Source organism: Allobosea sp. 05T438 (assembly GCF_056396025.1).
This window is the reverse complement of record NZ_JBFTKQ010000007.1, coordinates 135,175-152,226: the sequence shown is the minus strand read 5'-3', so window position 1 is coordinate 152,226 and position 17,052 is coordinate 135,175. Positions and strand designations below refer to the sequence as shown.

Annotated in this window: 17 protein-coding genes; 12 read left to right on the top strand and 5 right to left on the bottom strand. The window is 65.9% G+C overall.

From position 1 onward, the window contains the following. Position 1: 1 nt before the first annotated feature. A complete protein-coding gene (locus AC1DIN_RS16295; protein WP_476810540.1) occupies positions 2-877 on the bottom strand; it encodes a transglutaminase family protein in 876 nt (291 codons plus the stop codon). A 114-nt stretch (positions 878-991) separates the two neighbouring features. Further along, positions 992-1,273: a hypothetical protein gene (locus AC1DIN_RS16290; RefSeq protein ID WP_476810539.1), complete on the bottom strand. Its 282-nt coding sequence runs from the start codon at positions 1,271-1,273 to the stop codon at positions 992-994. 163 nt (positions 1,274-1,436) lie between these two features. On the opposite strand from AC1DIN_RS16290, the gene AC1DIN_RS16285 reads away from it, so the two are divergent. From AC1DIN_RS16285 to AC1DIN_RS16270, 4 genes are all read left to right on the top strand, one after another. Further along, the gene (locus tag AC1DIN_RS16285; RefSeq protein ID WP_441471216.1) at positions 1,437-2,192 is read left to right on the top strand and encodes a Crp/Fnr family transcriptional regulator; all 756 of its coding nucleotides are present in this window, start codon (positions 1,437-1,439) and stop codon (positions 2,190-2,192) included. A gap of 186 nt (positions 2,193-2,378) precedes the next feature. Then, positions 2,379-3,104: a class I SAM-dependent methyltransferase gene (locus tag AC1DIN_RS16280; protein WP_441471217.1), complete on the top strand. Its 726-nt coding sequence runs from the start codon at positions 2,379-2,381 to the stop codon at positions 3,102-3,104. A gap of 144 nt (positions 3,105-3,248) precedes the next feature. Continuing rightward, a complete protein-coding gene (locus AC1DIN_RS16275) occupies positions 3,249-4,439 on the top strand; it encodes a diguanylate cyclase domain-containing protein (protein WP_476810538.1) in 1,191 nt (396 codons plus the stop codon). Between the two features lie 80 nt (positions 4,440-4,519). Continuing rightward, the gene (locus AC1DIN_RS16270; protein ID WP_476766720.1) at positions 4,520-5,449 is read left to right on the top strand and encodes a glutaminase; all 930 of its coding nucleotides are present in this window, start codon (positions 4,520-4,522) and stop codon (positions 5,447-5,449) included. Between the two features lie 128 nt (positions 5,450-5,577). Here the strand turns inward: AC1DIN_RS16270 and AC1DIN_RS16265 are convergent, their stop codons facing one another. From AC1DIN_RS16265 to AC1DIN_RS16255, 3 genes are all read right to left on the bottom strand, one after another. Next, the gene (locus tag AC1DIN_RS16265; RefSeq protein WP_476810537.1) at positions 5,578-7,200 is read right to left on the bottom strand and encodes an ABC-F family ATP-binding cassette domain-containing protein; all 1,623 of its coding nucleotides are present in this window, start codon (positions 7,198-7,200) and stop codon (positions 5,578-5,580) included. An 80-nt stretch (positions 7,201-7,280) separates the two neighbouring features. Next, on the bottom strand, positions 7,281-7,754 hold the full coding sequence (gene ybaK, locus AC1DIN_RS16260; protein WP_476810536.1) for a Cys-tRNA(Pro) deacylase: 474 nt from the start codon (positions 7,752-7,754) through the stop codon (positions 7,281-7,283). Between the two features lie 141 nt (positions 7,755-7,895). Continuing rightward, entirely contained in the window at positions 7,896-8,918 is a 1,023-nt protein-coding gene (locus AC1DIN_RS16255) for a SphA family protein (RefSeq protein WP_476810535.1), read from the bottom strand. A 610-nt stretch (positions 8,919-9,528) separates the two neighbouring features. Between AC1DIN_RS16255 and AC1DIN_RS16250 the strand changes: the two genes are divergently transcribed. The 8 genes from AC1DIN_RS16250 (at position 9,529) to AC1DIN_RS16215 (ending at position 17,052) form a co-directional block, all read left to right on the top strand. Continuing rightward, entirely contained in the window at positions 9,529-10,299 is a 771-nt protein-coding gene (locus tag AC1DIN_RS16250; protein ID WP_476766725.1) for a hypothetical protein, read from the top strand. Positions 10,300-10,411: 112 nt separating this feature from the next. Continuing rightward, positions 10,412-12,007 (top strand): arylsulfatase, encoded by a 1,596-nt coding sequence (locus AC1DIN_RS16245; protein WP_441471224.1) that lies wholly within the window; start codon positions 10,412-10,414, stop codon positions 12,005-12,007. Between the two features lie 171 nt (positions 12,008-12,178). Continuing rightward, on the top strand, positions 12,179-13,096 hold the full coding sequence (locus AC1DIN_RS16240; protein WP_476810534.1) for a polyphosphate kinase 2 family protein: 918 nt from the start codon (positions 12,179-12,181) through the stop codon (positions 13,094-13,096). Further along, a complete protein-coding gene (locus AC1DIN_RS16235; protein WP_476810533.1) occupies positions 13,089-14,048 on the top strand; it encodes a formylglycine-generating enzyme family protein in 960 nt (319 codons plus the stop codon). The genes AC1DIN_RS16240 and AC1DIN_RS16235 overlap by 8 nt, the downstream gene beginning before the upstream one ends. 59 nt (positions 14,049-14,107) lie before the next feature. Then, positions 14,108-14,374 (top strand): hypothetical protein, encoded by a 267-nt coding sequence (locus AC1DIN_RS16230; RefSeq protein WP_441471227.1) that lies wholly within the window; start codon positions 14,108-14,110, stop codon positions 14,372-14,374. A gap of 202 nt (positions 14,375-14,576) precedes the next feature. Further along, positions 14,577-15,560: an AAA family ATPase gene (locus AC1DIN_RS16225; protein ID WP_476810532.1), complete on the top strand. Its 984-nt coding sequence runs from the start codon at positions 14,577-14,579 to the stop codon at positions 15,558-15,560. A gap of 11 nt (positions 15,561-15,571) precedes the next feature. After that, on the top strand, positions 15,572-16,573 hold the full coding sequence (locus tag AC1DIN_RS16220) for a DUF58 domain-containing protein (RefSeq protein ID WP_476810531.1): 1,002 nt from the start codon (positions 15,572-15,574) through the stop codon (positions 16,571-16,573). Then, entirely contained in the window at positions 16,570-17,052 is a 483-nt protein-coding gene (locus tag AC1DIN_RS16215) for a DUF4381 domain-containing protein (RefSeq protein WP_476810530.1), read from the top strand. The genes AC1DIN_RS16220 and AC1DIN_RS16215 overlap by 4 nt, the downstream gene beginning before the upstream one ends.

Sequence of the window (17,052 nt, the reverse complement as noted above, 5' to 3'; positions counted from 1 at the left end):
ATCAGGGCTCGCGGACCGGTTCTATCGATACGCCGACGCTCAGTCCCAGGAAGGAGCCGGCCGGGCCGATGAAGCTGCCGGCGATGGGGGAGGCGTCCTCCGGCACGCGTGCAACCGCGACACGCAGGAGCTGGCGGTCGGCGACGAGATCATTGGTCGGGTCGAACTCGACCCAGCCATCGCCGGGAATGAAGACGTCCGCCCAGGCATGGGTCAATCCGACGGCGCTGGTCAGCAAGGCGTCTTCCGGGCTTCTGTCATGGATATAGCCGGTGACGAAGCGTGCAGCGAAACCCATGCGCCGCGCGAGCTCAATGAACAGCCAGGCATAGTCGCGGCAGGTGCCGCCGCCGCTCTCCAGCGTGTCGACGGGGTGCTGCGTGCCCTCGTCGAACCGGACAGTGTAGGTCAGCGCGCCATGGAGCGCATGGGCGAGATCGCGCAGGAGGTGGCCGGAACCCTGGCCGATCCGGGCCCTGAAATCCGCGAGCCAGCGATCGAGCTTCTTGTCGGGGTCGGCGCAGGCGAGCGCGAGGAACGGCTGGAGCACCGATCGCTCGTTCTCGCTGTAGACCACGCCCGTCAGCGCGGCGCCGGGCCCCATGTCGGTGCGCGGGACGGCGGGGCCGAAGCGCTGGAGCATCAGGACGCTCACGATATCGAGCGTATCCGCCTCGGCCTCGAAATTCGCGATGGCGACGGGATTGCCGTAGGCGTCATGCATCCAGTTCAGGCTGGCCGCGGGCGAGATCGAGAGAGCGGTGTCGGCGACACGCAGGTCGAAGCTGTCGCGTGGCCGGAGCATCAGCCGATGCGGCCCGAAGGCGACGGGCTGGGCGTAGCGATAGGTGGTTGCGTGCCGGATGCGCAGCAGCATGGCTTGTGTCCGCAAGACTGAAAAAAATAAGCCGCCAGAGGCGGCTTTGAAGTGCGACGCGAGGATGCGCCGCGCGTGTAACGCGAGAAATCGCGTCAGGTTCCGTCAGAAGTCCTAGCGCACGACATGCGTGACAGGCCCACCAGCCAGAGCCTGCTGCGAGGGCGAGGCGATCGCACGCTTCGCAGTGCTCTGAGCACGATCCGCACGATCCACGGCCGCAAAGCGCAGATCCGCTGCCGGGTCACGCTCGCCCCTGGCTTGCGCGACGCTCGTCGAGCTCTGGTCGGTCGGGACTTGCAACTGCGCTCCGATGGTCAGGCCCGTGACGGCTGCCCCCATGAAGCCGAAGAAGAACAGGGCGCGAATGGCGGGGGCAAGGCTGGCTTTCAGCATATCCGTCTCCCAACGCTCTCGACCAGAAACGGTCGGTTTCGACAGGAAAACGCAACGGAATGCTTGTTGGTTCCTTTGGTGCCGGCGGGGAACGCGCCAACGCTCTTGCGAGTTGGTCGAATGCCGAGGCCTTTCGCATCGGTTTCGGGGGATCGATCGGCTCATGAACATCATCAGCAAGCAGGTACGATTGGGAACGCCCTGCCTCGCCTGCCCGTTGCGGCTCAAGCCCGCTTTCAAGGACAAGACCGACGACGAGATCCGTTTCATCCAGGCGATGAAGGTCGACCATCGCAGCTTTCCGGCCGGCGCCGACATCATCCACCCCGGCCAGGAGGATGCGGAACTCTACACGCTCTATTCGGGCTGGGCCTTCCGCTACAAGTCCCTGCCGGACGGGCGCCGCCAGATTCTGAATTTCCTGCTGCCCGGTGATCTCGTCGGCCTGCAGGCCTCGCTGCTCAGCGCCGCCGAGCATGGTATCGAGGCGCTCACCGATGTCGAGCTCTGCGTCTTCCCGCGCAAGCGGATCTGGGATCTGTTCGTCAAGATGCCGGCGCTGGCCTATGAACTGGCCTGGCTCGGCTCGCGCGAGGAATCCCTGATCGACGACAATCTGACCTCGGTCGGTCAGCGCAGCGCCGGCGAGCGCATCGCCGCGCTGGTGATCTCGCTCTACCATCGCGCCGACACGCTGGGCCTCGTCAGCAGCGGCAGCTTCGCCTTTCCGCTCACGCAGCAGCAGCTTGCCGACGCGCTGGGCCTGTCGCTGGTCCACACCAGCAAGACCTGGTCGCGTCTGCGCAAGGCTGGGCTGTTCTCACTCTCGGGCGGGCGGCTGACGCTGCTCAACCCGCGCCTGACGGCACATATGGCCTCGATATACGAGCAGGCATCACCTCCGAGACCATTGATCTGACGGCTTTTTGCCTGAGCCGCGGAAAAGAACTTGGCGGGCGGCCGCTCTTGACCCCATATGCCGCGCAGGTAACGTTCAGCTGCGTCAGACGCGTCGTCTTTGCGGCGATCAAGGGGTGCCATGTCTTCGACGATCCGTCATCGTCCGCGCGCAACGTCGCTTGCCGCTCGCCTCGGGCAATCCCGCGTGGCGTCACGGATCGAGGGCGAGGTGCGGGTGACGGCGGCCGACCTTGTCGACAGCGTCGCGGAAGCCAAGCTCAAGGTGGCTGCCGTCCGCTACAAGGTCGAAAGCGAAGTTCGCAACACCGCCGAGAAGTTCAGGAGTCGCGTCAGCGAAGCCAAGGCGAAGCTCGGCGACGAGGCCCGCTTCATCAAGTCCTGGATAGACGACCCGCTGCGCACCGGCTCGGTGACGCCGTCGAGCCCGGCGCTCGCGCGCCGGATGGCCTCCTTTGTCGATCCCGAGCAGCCCGGCCCGGTCATCGAGATCGGCCCCGGAACCGGCCCGGTCACCGAAGCGCTGATCGAGCGTGGCATCGACGAGAGCCGCCTGATCCTCGTCGAATACAGCCCGGAGTTCTGCGAGCTCCTGCGCCGGCGCTTTCCGCGCGCGACGGTGGTGCAGGGCGATGCGTATGCCTTGTCCAAGACGCTCGCCGGCCATCTGCACGAGAAGGCGATCGCGCTGGTCTCCAGCCTGCCCCTGTTCAACCGGCCGCCGGCCACCCGCACGGCGTTGGCGCGCGAGGCGTTCCCGCTGCTGGTCGAGGGCGCGCCCTTCATCCAGTTCACCTATTCGGTGATCTCGCCGATCCCGCGGAAAGGTTCCGGCCTCAAGGCCTTCGTTTCTGACTGGGTGCTGCGGAACATCCCGCCGGCGCGGGTCTGGGTCTACCGCCAGATTCGGTGACGATCTGAGCTTTCCGCAGCCCTGCGTTGCATGCACTGCGTGATTCTCGCGGCTTTTCTCACCTAATCGTAACACCTCGCTGCTAGGCAACCTTCGCGACCGGGTGCTCCGCTGGCCTGCTCGCCAGAGGAGCCGGATCAGCCGATGAGTGCCCCAGTCCTCCGTTTCAGCCTGCCGCGCTGGCGCGTGACGCGCTGGCTTGCGGATGCTGGCCCGGATGTCCCCCCCGATATTCGGGTCGCGCTGGTGGCAAGCCTCTTCGGAACGCTGCCGATCTTCGCCGGCGGCGTCATGAATTCGCTGGCGGTGTCCTTCCTGATCGCCTGGCGCATCCCGACCTTGCCCTTCACGCTCTGGTGCGCGTTCGAGATCGTTTGCTGCTTCGTGCGGCTCTGCGTCCTGCTTGCGGCGCGCAAACGCGCGGCGCGCGGCCAATCGACGCCTACCGACATCTATCTCCTGCTCGGCGTTGCCTGGGCGGCCGGTATCGGAGCCGGCACATTTCTGAGCCTGATGAGCGGTGACTGGGTTGCGGCGACGCTCGCCTGCCTCTCGGCCGCTGCGATGGTGGGCGGTATCTGCTTTCGGAATTTCGCCGCACCGCGCATGGCCGGCGTGATGATCGCGCTCACGCTCGGGCCCTGCGTGCTTGCAGCGCCTTTCGTGTCCGAGCCGATGATGCTGATCACCTTCATGCAGATTCCGTTCTATCTCTTCAGCATGACGATGGCCGCCTACAAGCTGAACGGGATGCTGATCTCGACCATGCGGGCGGAACGTGAGAACGCCTTCCATGCGCGGCACGACATGCTGACGGGGCTGTCCAACCGGGCCGGGCTGGCGAAGGCCTTTACGGCGAGATTCGACGACGCGACGCCTCCCAGGGGGCTTGCCCTGGTCTATCTCGATCTCGATGGCTTCAAGGCCGTCAATGACAGCTACGGCCATATGGCTGGAGACGCCTTGCTCCAGCTCGTGGCCGAGCGGCTGCGTGGCCTCGTCCGCGCTTCCGACATCGCGGCGCGCATCGGCGGCGACGAGTTCGTCGTCCTCTCCGAGCAGACCGAGCAGGTTCAGCTCCAGCGCTTCGGCGAGCGGATTGTGCGCGAGATCTCCGAGCCTTACGAGCTCGACAGCGGGCACAAGCTGCATATCGGTGCTTCGGTGGGCATCGCGCTCGCTCCCGAGCATGGCCGCGACATGAACAGCCTGATGACGGCGGCCGATGCAGCGCTGTACCAGGCGAAATCGCGCGGCAAGTCGCTGTGCATCATTGCCTCCCAGCGCCCGGTGGTCGGCGGCGCCTCGTCCGGCGGGACGCTTCGGCTGCAATAGGCCGGTTGCTGGTCCGGCGGGCTTGACCCGCCGGCCCGGCTCGGGCTTGCCTGACGCGCGCAACAGCGGGGATCGCAGGCGTGACGGATATCGGGCGGCTCGTCCGCGACATTGCCGACGAGATGCGCGACGCCAGCGAGCGCGGCGAGGTCGCGACCTATATCCCGCCGCTCGCCCGCATCGATCCGCGTCAGTTCGGGCTCTGCGTCGTGACCGCGGATGGGCAGACCCACGTCGCCGGCGACAGCGAAGAGCCCTTCTCGATCCAGAGCGTTTCCAAGGTCTTCGCCCTGACCCAGGCGCTCGGCAAGGTCGGCGACACGCTCTGGCGCAGGGTCGGGCGCGAGCCGTCCGGCACGCCCTTCAACTCGATCGTGCAGCTCGAGCGCGAGCAGGGCGTGCCGCGGAACCCCTTCATCAACGCCGGCGCGCTTGTCGTCGCCGACGTCAATCTCGCCGGCCACGAGCCCCGTGTCGCGATCGGCGAATTGTTGCGCTTCGTGCGCTACCTGGCCGATGACGATACCATCGTCATCGACGACGCGGTGGCGCGGGCCGAGCAGGCGACCGGCTTCCGCAACATCGCGCTAGCCAACTACATGAAGGCCTTCGGCAACGTAACCCATGCGCCGGAGCTGACGCTCGGCGTCTATTTCCATCAATGCGCCATTGCCATGAGCTGCCGTCAACTCGCCATGGCCGGGCGCTTCCTGATGCATGGCGGGCTCTACGAGCCCGGCGGGCCGCGCGTCGTCTCGGCCCAGCGGGCGCGGCGCATCAACGCGCTGATGCTGACCTGCGGCCACTACGATGCTTCGGGTGATTTCGCGTTCCGCGTCGGCCTGCCCGGCAAGTCGGGCGTCGGCGGCGGCATCCTCGCCGTCGCGCCGGGCAAGGCCGCGATCGCGGTCTGGTCACCCGGCCTCAACGCCAACGGCAACTCGCTGCTCGGCACGCTGGCGCTGGAGCGCCTGGCCGAGGCGACCGGCTGGTCGGTTTTCGCGCGTTGAGGGAAGGCTCGTCATGCTCGGGCTTGACCCGAGCATCTCAGGACGTGGAGGCTCGGGAGCCTCTTCCTGCCAGAGATTCTCGGGTCTGCGCTTCGCTCCGCCCGAGAATGACGGTGTGCTTCCCGCGCCTAGCTCCGCAGCCCCGGCGCTTCCTGCCCGGTGCGGGCGACGTATTCTGTATAGCCGCCGCCATAGGCATGGACGCCCTCGGGCGTCAGCTCCAGCAGGCGGTTGGAGAGCGCGGCGAGGAAATGCCGGTCGTGGCTGACGAAGAGCATCGTGCCCTCATATTGCGAGAGCGCCGTGATCAGCATCTCCTTGGTCGCGATGTCCAAGTGGTTGGTCGGCTCGTCCAGCACCAGGAAATTCGGCGGATCGTAGAGCATCATCGCCATGACCAGCCGCGCCTTCTCGCCGCCCGAGAGCACGCGGCAGCGCTTCTCGACATCGTCGCCCGAAAACCCGAAGCAGCCTGCGAGCGAGCGGAGCGAACCTTGCCCGGCCTGCGGGAAGCGATCCTCCAGCGCCTCGAACACGGTGCGCTCGCCGTCGAGCACCTCCATGGCGTGCTGGGCGAAATAGCCGAGCTTGACGCTGGCGCCGATATTGACCGTGCCTGCATCGGGCTCCGTCGTGCCGGTGACGAGCTTCAGCAGCGTCGACTTGCCGGCGCCGTTGACGCCGAGCACGCACCAGCGCTCCTTGCGCTGGATCTGGAAGTTCAGCCCGTCATAGATGCTGCGGCTGCCATAGGCCTTGTTGACGTTCTTGATGCTGACCACGTCGTCGCCCGAGCGCGGCGCCGGCTGGAACTCGAAGGCGACGCTCTGGCGCCGCCGCGGCGGCTCGACGCGCTCGATCTTGTCCAGCTTCTTGACCCGGCTCTGCACCTGCGCCGCGTGCGAGGCGCGAGCCTTGAAGCGCTCGATGAAGGCGATCTCCTTGGCGAGCATCGCCTGCTGGCGCTCGAACTGCGCCTGCATCTGCTTTTCGGCCAGCGCGCGCTGCTGCTGGTAGAACTCGTAATCGCCGGAATAGCTCGTCAGCGCGCCGCCATCGATCTCGATGATCTTGCCGACGATGCGGTTCATGAACTCGCGGTCATGCGAGGTCATCAGCACGGCGCCGTCATAGTTCTTGAGGAAGGATTCCAGCCAGATCAGGCTTTCGAGATCGAGATGGTTCGAGGGCTCGTCGAGCAGCATCGCGTCGGGGCGCATCAGCAGGATGCGGGCGAGCGCGACGCGCATCTTCCAGCCGCCGGAGAGGCCGCCGACATCGCCCTCCATCATCTCCTCGCTGAAGCCGAGGCCCGCGAGCACCTCGCGCGCCCTGCCGTCCAGCGCATAGCCGTCGAGCTCCTCGAAGCGGCCCTGCACCTCGCCGTAGCGCGCGATGATATCCTCCATCTCGTCGGCGCGTTCGGGATCGACCATGGCGGCTTCGAGTTCGGCGAGCTCGGCCGCGACCGTGCTGACGGGGCCTGCGCCATCCATAACCTCAGCAACGGCGCTGCGCCCGGCCATCTCGCCGACATCCTGGCTGAAATAGCCGATGGTGATGCCGCGATCGGTCGAGACCACGCCTTCGTCGGGCGCCTCCTCACCGGTGATCATCCGGAACAGGGTGGTCTTGCCGGCGCCGTTGGGACCGACGAGCCCGACCTTCTCGCCCTTCAAGAGCCCGGCAGACGCTTCGATGAAGACGATCTGCTTTCCGTTTTGCTTGCTGATGTTTTCGAGACGAATCATGCGTTTGGAAACCTTGGGAAGCGGCGCCCCGTGCCACTAAGCCATCGGGAGCCGGCGGGAAAGGCGGCGTGAGGCCGCGATCAGGCTGAGAGCGCGGCGCTGCGGGCGCCGGCGGCGCTGAGCAGATCTGCCGGCGCCAGCGCGATCTGCAGGCCGCGTTGCCCGCCATTGACGTAAACAAGCGCCTCGCCCGACGCCGCTTCGTCTATGATCGTCGGCAGCTTGCGCTTCTGGCCGAAGGGGCTGACACCGCCGACCTTGTAGCCGGTCAGCCGCTCGGCATCGGGCACCGGCATCATCGCCGCCGACTTGCCGCCGAAGGCCGCCGCGACCTTCTTCATGCTGGCTTCGCGATCGGAGGCGAGCACGATGCAGACGGGTTTGCCGTCGACCTGCGCGATCAGTGTCTTGAGCACGCGGCTTGCCGGTTCGCCCAGCGCCTCGGCCGCCTGCAGTCCGACACGCTCGGCATTCGGATCATAGGCGTAGCTACGCAGCTCGAAGCCGATGCCGAGCCGCTTCAACGCCTGAGTGGCTGGGGTTGTCTGGGCCATGGTCCGGAGAATACTGGGGCTGTCGGCAAGAACGGCGCAGAGCGTGAACCCTCTCGCCGTGAAAGCCCAGTAACTCCTTACCGATCGCCTGAAAAGCGTGGCAGGACGCCGGTCTCTGGCAGATCGACAGGCGGAGACGGGTCAGTATTTCACCACGCGGGCGCCTGGCACGGGCTCCGGAGGTGCTGCCGCCTGCGCGACAGGGCCGAGCGGGAAGGCGACGCTCAGGAGGCCTATCGTCCCCTGCGGCCGGTTCTCGACGTTCACCTCGCGCAGGATCTTGAGGCGGGTCGTGACCGGTGTTCCGGCGACGACGAAGGAATAGCCGATCGTCCCGCCGACAGCGGTGACCCGGCCCTTGTAGGGGCCGAGCACGGCACCCGAGCCGCTGTCCCCGGTGATCTGCTGATAGTGAGCGAACAGCGCTCCGACCGAGATTTCCTTGCTGAGATATTGGCTGACGGCGACGTCGACATGCGCGGCATTGCCGCTCGTGTAGTCGGTAGCGTCGTTCTTGCCGTTGATCTCGAAGCCGACCGCACCGGAGATGTCGAGGCCGATCTTCGGATCGAGCCAGGTCGCGGCGGCGTAGAGATCGCCGATCCAGCGGTTGAACGACAGGTTGGACAGCGAGTCGGCGCGATAGGTGCCCGATGGAATGTTGACCACGCCGCCGACCTGCCAATGGAAGTTGCCGGCGTGCCAGCCGACGAAGCTGGTGACGACGGGGTCGCCGAACAGGAAGGCCGAATCCCGCAGTTTTGCACCAAAGGCGCGGCCGGAGCGGGGCGCGGCGATCAGCGCGCCCGCACTGACGCGCGGCTGGCCGAAAGGCAGCGTCAGGGCGAAGCCCAGATTGCCGCCGAGAATTTCGAGCGGCGTCACCCAGGTCGGCGTGGCGAAGTCGACCCGCGCCTCAACCTTGACATTGGCGAGGACGGCGCCGCCGATCTGCGTCTGCCGGCCCGCCGAGAGGCGCCCCGAATACGAATAGACATCGTTCTCGAAGTAGAATCCGGGCGGCGGGACGATGCCGGCGCCCGGGCCACGAAGACCGGGGACGTAAAGGCTTGTGCCGCCTTCGGTGGCAAACGCCGTATCGGGAACTGCACTGGCGACGACGCAGGCCGTTGCTGCGAAGACGGCCGTCCCAATGCGCCGCATGATCGATTTCCCTGCCCTTTGACGTCGACGCTGGACCGATTTGCTTGTGTCGTCAAGGAGCGCGGCTTTCCGTTGCTGGCTGCAAAGGCCGGCATTGTTACGGTTACACGATGTCAGAAAGCGATGAACGGAGCCACAATGGCCGGGTGCCCTTTCGACGGATGAAAGCGCGGCCGATGGAAAAGGCGCAAAGACGCGGTTTGGCTCGCCTGATGCTCCGGTGGCCACAGAACCGCACGGCGCTGAAGATACGGTTCGACAGCGATGCGCGGTTCGCAGAACTATGCGAGGCGTATGAGGTTGCCTGCGATGCTGCTTCCTATTGGGACAAGTCCTCATCGCCCGCGGCCTTGGAACGAGCCCAGGAGTATCGTTCTTTGATGATCGCGACAGAGCAAGATATCTTGAACCGGATTTCTTAAGGTCTCGAATAATCGCTGGCGCGCCATGCGGATTCAGGCTTGCTGACGGGATTGACTGCGCGCCATACTGCACGCGGCAACTATCGGCGTGGTTTCAGTCCAGTGGCGGGGACGAAGCGATGGGCGAAAGCTTGAAAGATGGGCGGGATCCGCCGGGTTCCGATCAGGTTATCGGAGCTCTCGAACGGTTGCTGACCTCCGACGAGCTGCGTCTCTCCGAACGCAACCGACGTTTCCTGTCATTCGTCGTGACACAGGCCGTCAAGGGCTCGGCGGATCGCATCAAGGCCTATACGATCGGCGTCGATGTTTTCGGCCGCGACGAAGCCTTTGATCCGACGACGGATCCGATCGTCAGGATCGAGGCGACCCGCTTGAGAGCGGCCCTGGCATCTTACTATGAGCAGGCGGGGTCTGATGCGACGGTCAGGATTTCGCTTCCCAAGGGCAGCTATGTCCCGGCTTTCGCCTGGGTTTCCCACGCCTGTGGTGCGGAAGCGGCTGATGGCCTCGGCGAGAGCATGGCCGACCCCTCTTCATTCGCCGCGCAGGTGATCCTGCAAGATCACACCGGGCGTGGGAACGAAGACATGGCGGCGCGCGCCGAGCTCTTCGTCGATGGGCTCGCCGTGATGCTGCAGAGGGCGTCTTTCATCATCCGGATCGTGCCGCCATATGAGCGCCGGGCAGCGGCCGATGCGATCAAGGCCATCTACTGCAAGCCGCACGAGGCGTTCTCGCTCGATATCGCCGTCCGTCCTGTCGATGCCGCGATGCGCTACGCGTGGCGCCTGGGGGATCTCAGCACGGGCGAAATCCTGGCCACCAGCTTCCGGGACTACATGGTCGCGAACACGGGCGGCTATGAGCGCATCGACGATCTGGCCGCCGATGCGACGAGCGCGATCTCTGCCGCCATCGGCCTGCGTCGGCGCGCTCGCGCCGGCGCGAGGCCGTAACCGTTACAAGCTTAAGCGCGAAATTGCCTCATGCGATGCTTTCTGTCGCGTGCGCGACGAACGCTGAGTCAGCGATGTCTCCACGGTTGCGATGCCAAACCAGGAGCATTTCATGGAACGCCAAAAATTCCTGGCCGCAGCGGCAGCGGCGGCGCTTGCCGCTGTGCTGGGCTTTTCCGGGCCGGTAAAGGCCCAGCAGCCTGCCCCCGCCTCGGCGCCGGCCCGGCCCAACATTCTCGTCATCTTCGGCGACGATGTCGGGCAGAGCAATATCAGCGCCTATTCCCACGGGCTCGTTGGCTATCGGACACCGAACATCGATCGCATCGCCAAAGAAGGCACGATGTTCACCGACTACTACGCCGAGAACAGCTGCACGGCCGGCCGTTCCACTTTCATCACCGGGCAGGTCTGCCTGCGGACCGGGCTTTGCAAGGTCGGCATCCCCGGCGCGGCTGTCGGGTTGCAGGACCGTGATGTCACCATAGCCCAGGCGCTGAAGCCTCTCGGCTATGCTACCGGCCAGTTCGGCAAGAATCATCTCGGCGATCGCGACGAATATCTGCCGACCCGGCACGGTTTCGACGAATTCTTCGGCAATCTCTACCATCTCAATGCCGAGGAAGAGCCGGAACGTCCCTATTATCCGAAGAACGACACCAACTTCGTCAAATCCAATTCACCGCGCGGCGTGCTCAAGACCTCGGCCGACGGCAAGATCGAAGACACCGGGCCGCTGACCGCCAAACGGATGGAGACGATCGACGACGAGACCACCGCGGCCGCGATCGACTTCATGCAGCGGCAGGTGAAGGCGCAGAAGCCCTTCTTCACCTGGATGAACACCACGCGGATGCATGCCTTTACCCATGTCCGCGAGTCGATGAAGGGCCGCAGCGGCATGCCGGGCAACGATTACGCCGATGGCATGCTCGAGCATGACGAGGATGTCGGCAAGCTCCTGAAATCGCTCGACGATCTCGGCATCGCGAACAACACCATCGTGATCTACACCACCGACAACGGCCCGAACCAATGGTCGTGGCCCGACGCGGCGACCACGCAGTTCCGTTCGGAGAAGGACACGAACTGGGAAGGAGCCTTCCGCGTGCCGGCAATGATCCGCTGGCCCGGCAAGATCAAGGCGGGCGAGGTCTCGAACGAGATGGTCTCCGGCCTTGACTGGTTCCCGACGCTGGTCGCCGCCGCCGGCGATGCCGATATCAAGGACAAGCTCGCCAAGGGCACGACGCTGGGCAACCAGCAGGCCAAGGTGCATCTCGATGGCTACAACCAGCTGCCATACCTGACCGGCCAGCAGCCAAAATCGGCCCGCAACGAGTTCTTCTACTTCAACGACGACGGCGAGCTCGTCTCCTATCGTTACAACGACTGGAAGATCGTGTTCTGCGAACAGCGCGCTCCCGGCGGACTGCTGGTCTGGGCGAATCCCTTCACCTGCCTGCGTGTGCCGAAGATCTTCAATTTGCGCATGGACCCGATGGAGCGGGCGGATAGCGTCTCGGATCAGTATTACGACTGGCTCGCCAAGAACGCCTATCTGGTCCAGTACGGCGTCTGGAAGGTTGCGCCCTTCCTGCAGACCTTCAAGGAGTATCCGCCGAGCCAGCGTCCGGCGAGCTTCAGCGTCGACCAGATGATCGATTCTCTCATGCGCAATCTGGACCGGGCTGGCGCCTCCAAGTAGCGGCCGAACGAGGGAGTCCGCGAAAGCGGGCTCCCCAGCCGGAGCAGGAGGCGCCGTCGTCGCAAATGGCGATTGCGCCTTCTTGGGGCGCCATGCGATCCAAGCAGGAGAAGTGTAGTAGAATGCCGCGGTGCTGCCTGCGCGGCCGATCTTCGCGAGAAAGGGTTGGCGATGCGGCCGGATGACATCATCGCGCGTTTCCGGGTCGCCGATGGCGACAGCTTCCGGCTCAAGCAGTTCGATCCGGCCGAAACCTGCGGTCTCGACATCGAGAAAGAAGAGGCGAGGGAGCTGCTTCAGGCCGGCGTCAAGCGCCTGCACGACCTCCAGGAGCGCCTCTACGCCGAGCGGCGCTGGTCGATCCTGATCGTCCTGCAGGCGATCGACACCGCAGGCAAGGACAGCACGATCAAGCACGTCATGTCCGGTGTGAACCCGCAGGGTTGCATCGTGCATTCCTTCAAGGCTCCGAGCCTGGCGGAGCTTCGCCACGACTTCCTGTGGCGGGCAAACTGCAAGCTGCCGGAGCGTGGCGAAATCGGCATCTTCAACCGCTCCTATTACGAGGAGGTGCTGGTCGTGCGCGTCCATGAGGAACTGCTGCGCAAGCAGAACCTGCCGCCCGAGCCTGTCGGCGAAGAGCTCTGGACGAAGCGCTTCGAGAGCATTCGCGACTTCGAGAAACATCTCGGGCGTAACGGCACCGTGGTGCTGAAGTTCTTCCTGAACCTCTCCCGGGAGGAGCAGAAACGTCGGTTGCTCGCGCGCATCGACGAGCCCGACAAGCACTGGAAGTTCGATCTGAACGATATCGTCGAGCGCGAGCATTGGGACGATTACCAGCGAGCCTATCAGGCTGCGATCGCCGCCACCGCGACAAAGTCGGCACCCTGGCATGTCGTGCCGGCCGACAATAAATGGTTCACGCGGCTCGTCGTGGCGGCGACGATCGTGGAAGCCCTCGAGCGGCTCGATCCGCGCTTTCCACCCGTCGACGATGATCTGCGCAAGGCGATGGCGAAGGCGCGCAAGCAGCTTGTCGACGATGGCGAGCGCAAGAACGGCAAGGGAGACCGGGACCATGGCTGATGCCGCGGATATCGAAGCCCGCGCCGGGACGGATGGAATGGTGCATCTCCCCGGCGGCCTGTTCCGGATGGGCTCGGACGATCACTATGCCGAGGAGGCGCCGAGCCACCGGGTCGGCGTCGCGCCCTTCTGGATCGATGCGACGCCGGTGACGAACCGGCAGTTCCGGGCGTTCGTCGCGGCGACGGGCCATGTCACCTTTGCCGAGCTCGCGCCGGATCCGAAGGATTACCCCGGCGCCTTGCCGCATATGCTGCGGGCGGGGTCGCTGATGTTCGACCCGCCTTCGCATCCCGTCGATCTGCGTGACTGGTCGCAATGGTGGACCTTCAAGTTCGGTGCGACCTGGCGCAAGCCCTATGGCGCAGGCTCGTCGCTCAAGGGGCTGGACGATCACCCCGTCGTCCATGTCGCCTATCGCGATGCCGAGGCCTATGCGGCCTGGGCCGGCAAGGCGCTGCCGACGGAGGCGGAATGGGAATTCGCCGCCTGGGGCGGCCGCGAGGACTCTGAATTCGCCTGGGGCGACGAGCTCATGCCGGATGGCCGGCACATGGCCAATGTCTGGCAGGGGAACTTCCCGTTCGAGAACACTAAGGAGGACGGCTGGGCTCGTACCTCGCCGGTCGGAGCCTTCCCGCCGAACGGCTATGGTCTCTACGACATGATCGGCAATGTCTGGGAGTGGACAGCCGATTTCTGGTCTGTGCGTCACCAGGGAGACGCGCCGAAGGCCTGCTGCGTGCCGCAGAACCCGCGCGGCGGCCCGGAAGCCGAAAGCTACGATCCGCACCAGCCCGCCGTCCGCATCCCGCGCAAGGTCCTGAAGGGCGGCTCGCATCTCTGCGCGCCGAATTATTGCCGGCGCTATCGGCCGGCGGCACGTCACGCCGAGCCGATCGATACGTCCACCAGCCATGTCGGCTTTCGTTGCGTTGTCCGCGAGCGCTGATCCCTCTAGAGATGCACTGCAACTACGCAACATAAGGACGGCTGAGGCCGAGGATCCGAATGATCGACACCAGCAGAATCCGCTTCGCCGCCTTGCTTACGCTCATGATCCCCGCCGCCATGCTGGGTGCCTGCACGACCCAGGAGGCTGCTTCGTCGCCGGAGCCGCAGATCAGTGTGACGTCGGTGCCTCCGCAGCGCAGCTATCTTGATCCCGGTCCGGTCCCGGCGCGCTCTGGCGGACCTGCCTATATCCAGGCCGGCAGCAACAGCTTCGCGCGCCAGACGGACAGCTTCGGCAACGATCTCGTTCCCAAGATTCCGTGAGACCGACAAATGCCGGCTCGGACCTTGCGTCCCGAGCCGGCATTTACGGTTACACGCTTGACGGCGCCGGATGAGGCCGCGCAGGGCCTCTCCGCGTCATATCGCGGGCGTCATCGCCATCCTGCCGCCGTAACGGTTACGCAGCTGACTTGAGCTCGGCTTTCGCCACAGTCCGATCCAGGGTGCAACTGAGGGATCGGGCATGGATGGAGCCGGGCGGACCGCGCGCGATGCCGTGAATGACCTGCAGAGCCGGATGAATGCGGACATCATCGGGCAGGAGCGGGTGGTCGAGCGCATCGTCGTCGCGCTGCTGGCCAATGGCAATGTCCTGCTCGAAGGACTGCCGGGCCTCGCCAAGACGCGGGCGATCAAGAGCCTCTCGGCAAATCTCGAATCCGACTTCAGCCGCATCCAGTTCACACCGGATCTGCTACCCTCTGACGTGACCGGCGGCGAGATCCTGCGCGCCGATGGACAGTTCGAATTCCGCAAGGGCCCGGTCTTCGGCAATCTCGTCCTGGCCGACGAGATCAACCGCGCCCCGCCCAAGGTGCAGTCGGCCTTGCTCGAGGCGATGGAGGAGCGCCACGTCACCGTGGCCGGCAAGCGTTACGATCTGCCGCCGCTCTTCATGGTTCTCGCCACGCAGAATCCGATCGAGCAGGAGGGCACCTATCCGCTGCCCGAGGCGCAGATGGACCGCTTCCTGATGCATGTCCGCATCGACTACCCCTCCGATGCGGACGAGGTGAAGGTGATGCGGCTCGTGCGTTCCGAGAACGCCGCCGCGAACGCGAAGCCGCCGGTGACACCCGCGTCGATCCCGCAGCAGGCGATCTTCGATGCCCGCGCCGAGATCGACCGGGTGACGACGAAGGATGTCGTGGAGGCCTATATGGTCGCGCTCATCGCAGCGACGCGGCGGCCCGCCGAATATGGCGACCACCTCAAGAACTGGATCGCGGTCGGCGCCAGCCCGCGCGGCACACTTGCGCTCGACAAGTGCTCGCGGACCTTTGCCTGGCTGCGGGGGCGCGACTACGTCACGCCGGAGGATGTGCAGGCCGTGGCGCATGACTGCCTGCGGCACCGGATTTCGCTCGGCTACGAGGCGGGCGCCGAAGGCGTCAGTCCCGATGCGGTGTTGGACGAGGTGGTCAAACAGGTCGCTGTTGCGGCGTAGCGAGGCGCGTCATGGCGTTGATGCGGGAGAGGGCGAGGACGGGAGGGCCGGCTCCGGCCGCGGGAGCCCGCGCCTTCGCCACGCTCGACGACCTGCTGCGCCTCAAGCACCGCGCGCGTGGTTTCAGCTTCCTGCCGCGCCAGCCCGTGCATAGCCTGCTCGCTGGGCGCCATGCCTCGCGCCTGCGCGGGCGGGGCCTGAATTTCGAGGAACTGCGGCACTATTGCGAGGGCGACGACACCCGCACCATCGACTGGCTCGCCACCGCGCGGCTCGGCAGCCCGCATGTGCGCGTCTATTCCGAGGAGCGCGACCGCCCGGTCATCCTGCTTGTCGACCAGCGCAGCACGATGTTCTTCGGCAGCAGGCGTGCGATGAAGGCGGTCGCCGCCGCCGAGGCTGCAGCGCTCGCCGCCTGGCGTGTCACCTCCCTCGGCGACCGCGTCGGGGCTGTCGTCTTCGGTGACGACGAGGTCGTGACCGTGAAACCCCGGGCCCGTGACCTGGGTGCCGTACGTGTCCTCAGCGAGGTTGCCCGGCAGAACGCCGCGCTCGAACACGCGTCTTTCTCCGCTCAAGGACCTGGCCGGCTCAACGAGGCCCTCGCTGCGGCGGCGCGCATGGCGGCGCATGACGGGCTGATCTGCATCATCTCCGATCTCGACGGCGAGAACGACGAAACCCGGCGGCTGGTGACCCGCCTGTGTGCCCATAACGATGTCCTGGCCGTCTTCATCCAGGACCCGCTGGAGCAGGATCTTCCGGATGTCGGGCGCGCGACCTTCAGCTCGGGACAGGCGCAGATCGAGGTCGACGCCTCGGGAGGGGCCCTGCGCCGGCGATTCCGCGATGAGCGGGTCGAGTGGCGGGCGCGTCTTGCCGAACTCTCCCGCAGCCGCGCCATCCCGGTGCTGCCGATCTCGCCTGATCGCGACGTGGCCGAGCAGATGCGCGAGCTGATCGGCCGGCGGCAGGCGCAGAAGTCCGCCAATGCCGGCGGGAGGGCGCCATGAGCGCCGATCCCGGCGACCTCGCCAATCTGGCCGATCTGGCATTGCCGCCGGCGATCTCCTTCTGGCCGCCGGCCGCGGGCGTCTGGATCGTGGGAGGTGCGGTGGTCGCGGCGCTGGCCGTGGCTGGCTGGCGTGCCCTGCGGCGCTATCGCGCCGACGCCTATCTGCGTCGCGCCGCCGCCGAAATCGATGCGGCGGCGCAAGGCGGCGATGCGGCCGGCGCTGTTTCGGCCGTGCTCAAGCGCGCGGCGATGGTCGCCTATGGCCGGGAGCGCGTGGCCTCCCTGACCGGCTCGTCCTGGGCGACCTTCCTCCGGGAGACGGCGCCGGCAGGCATGCCGCTTGACCGGTTGGTCGCCCGTCCGGACGCTGTGTTCGCAGCGAATGAAGGCGCGCCTGCGCAGGATTGCGCGGCGCTGCTCGCCGAAGCCAGGGCCTGGTTGCAAGGCCAGCACGGCCGTGTCTCAGGACGGAGGTGA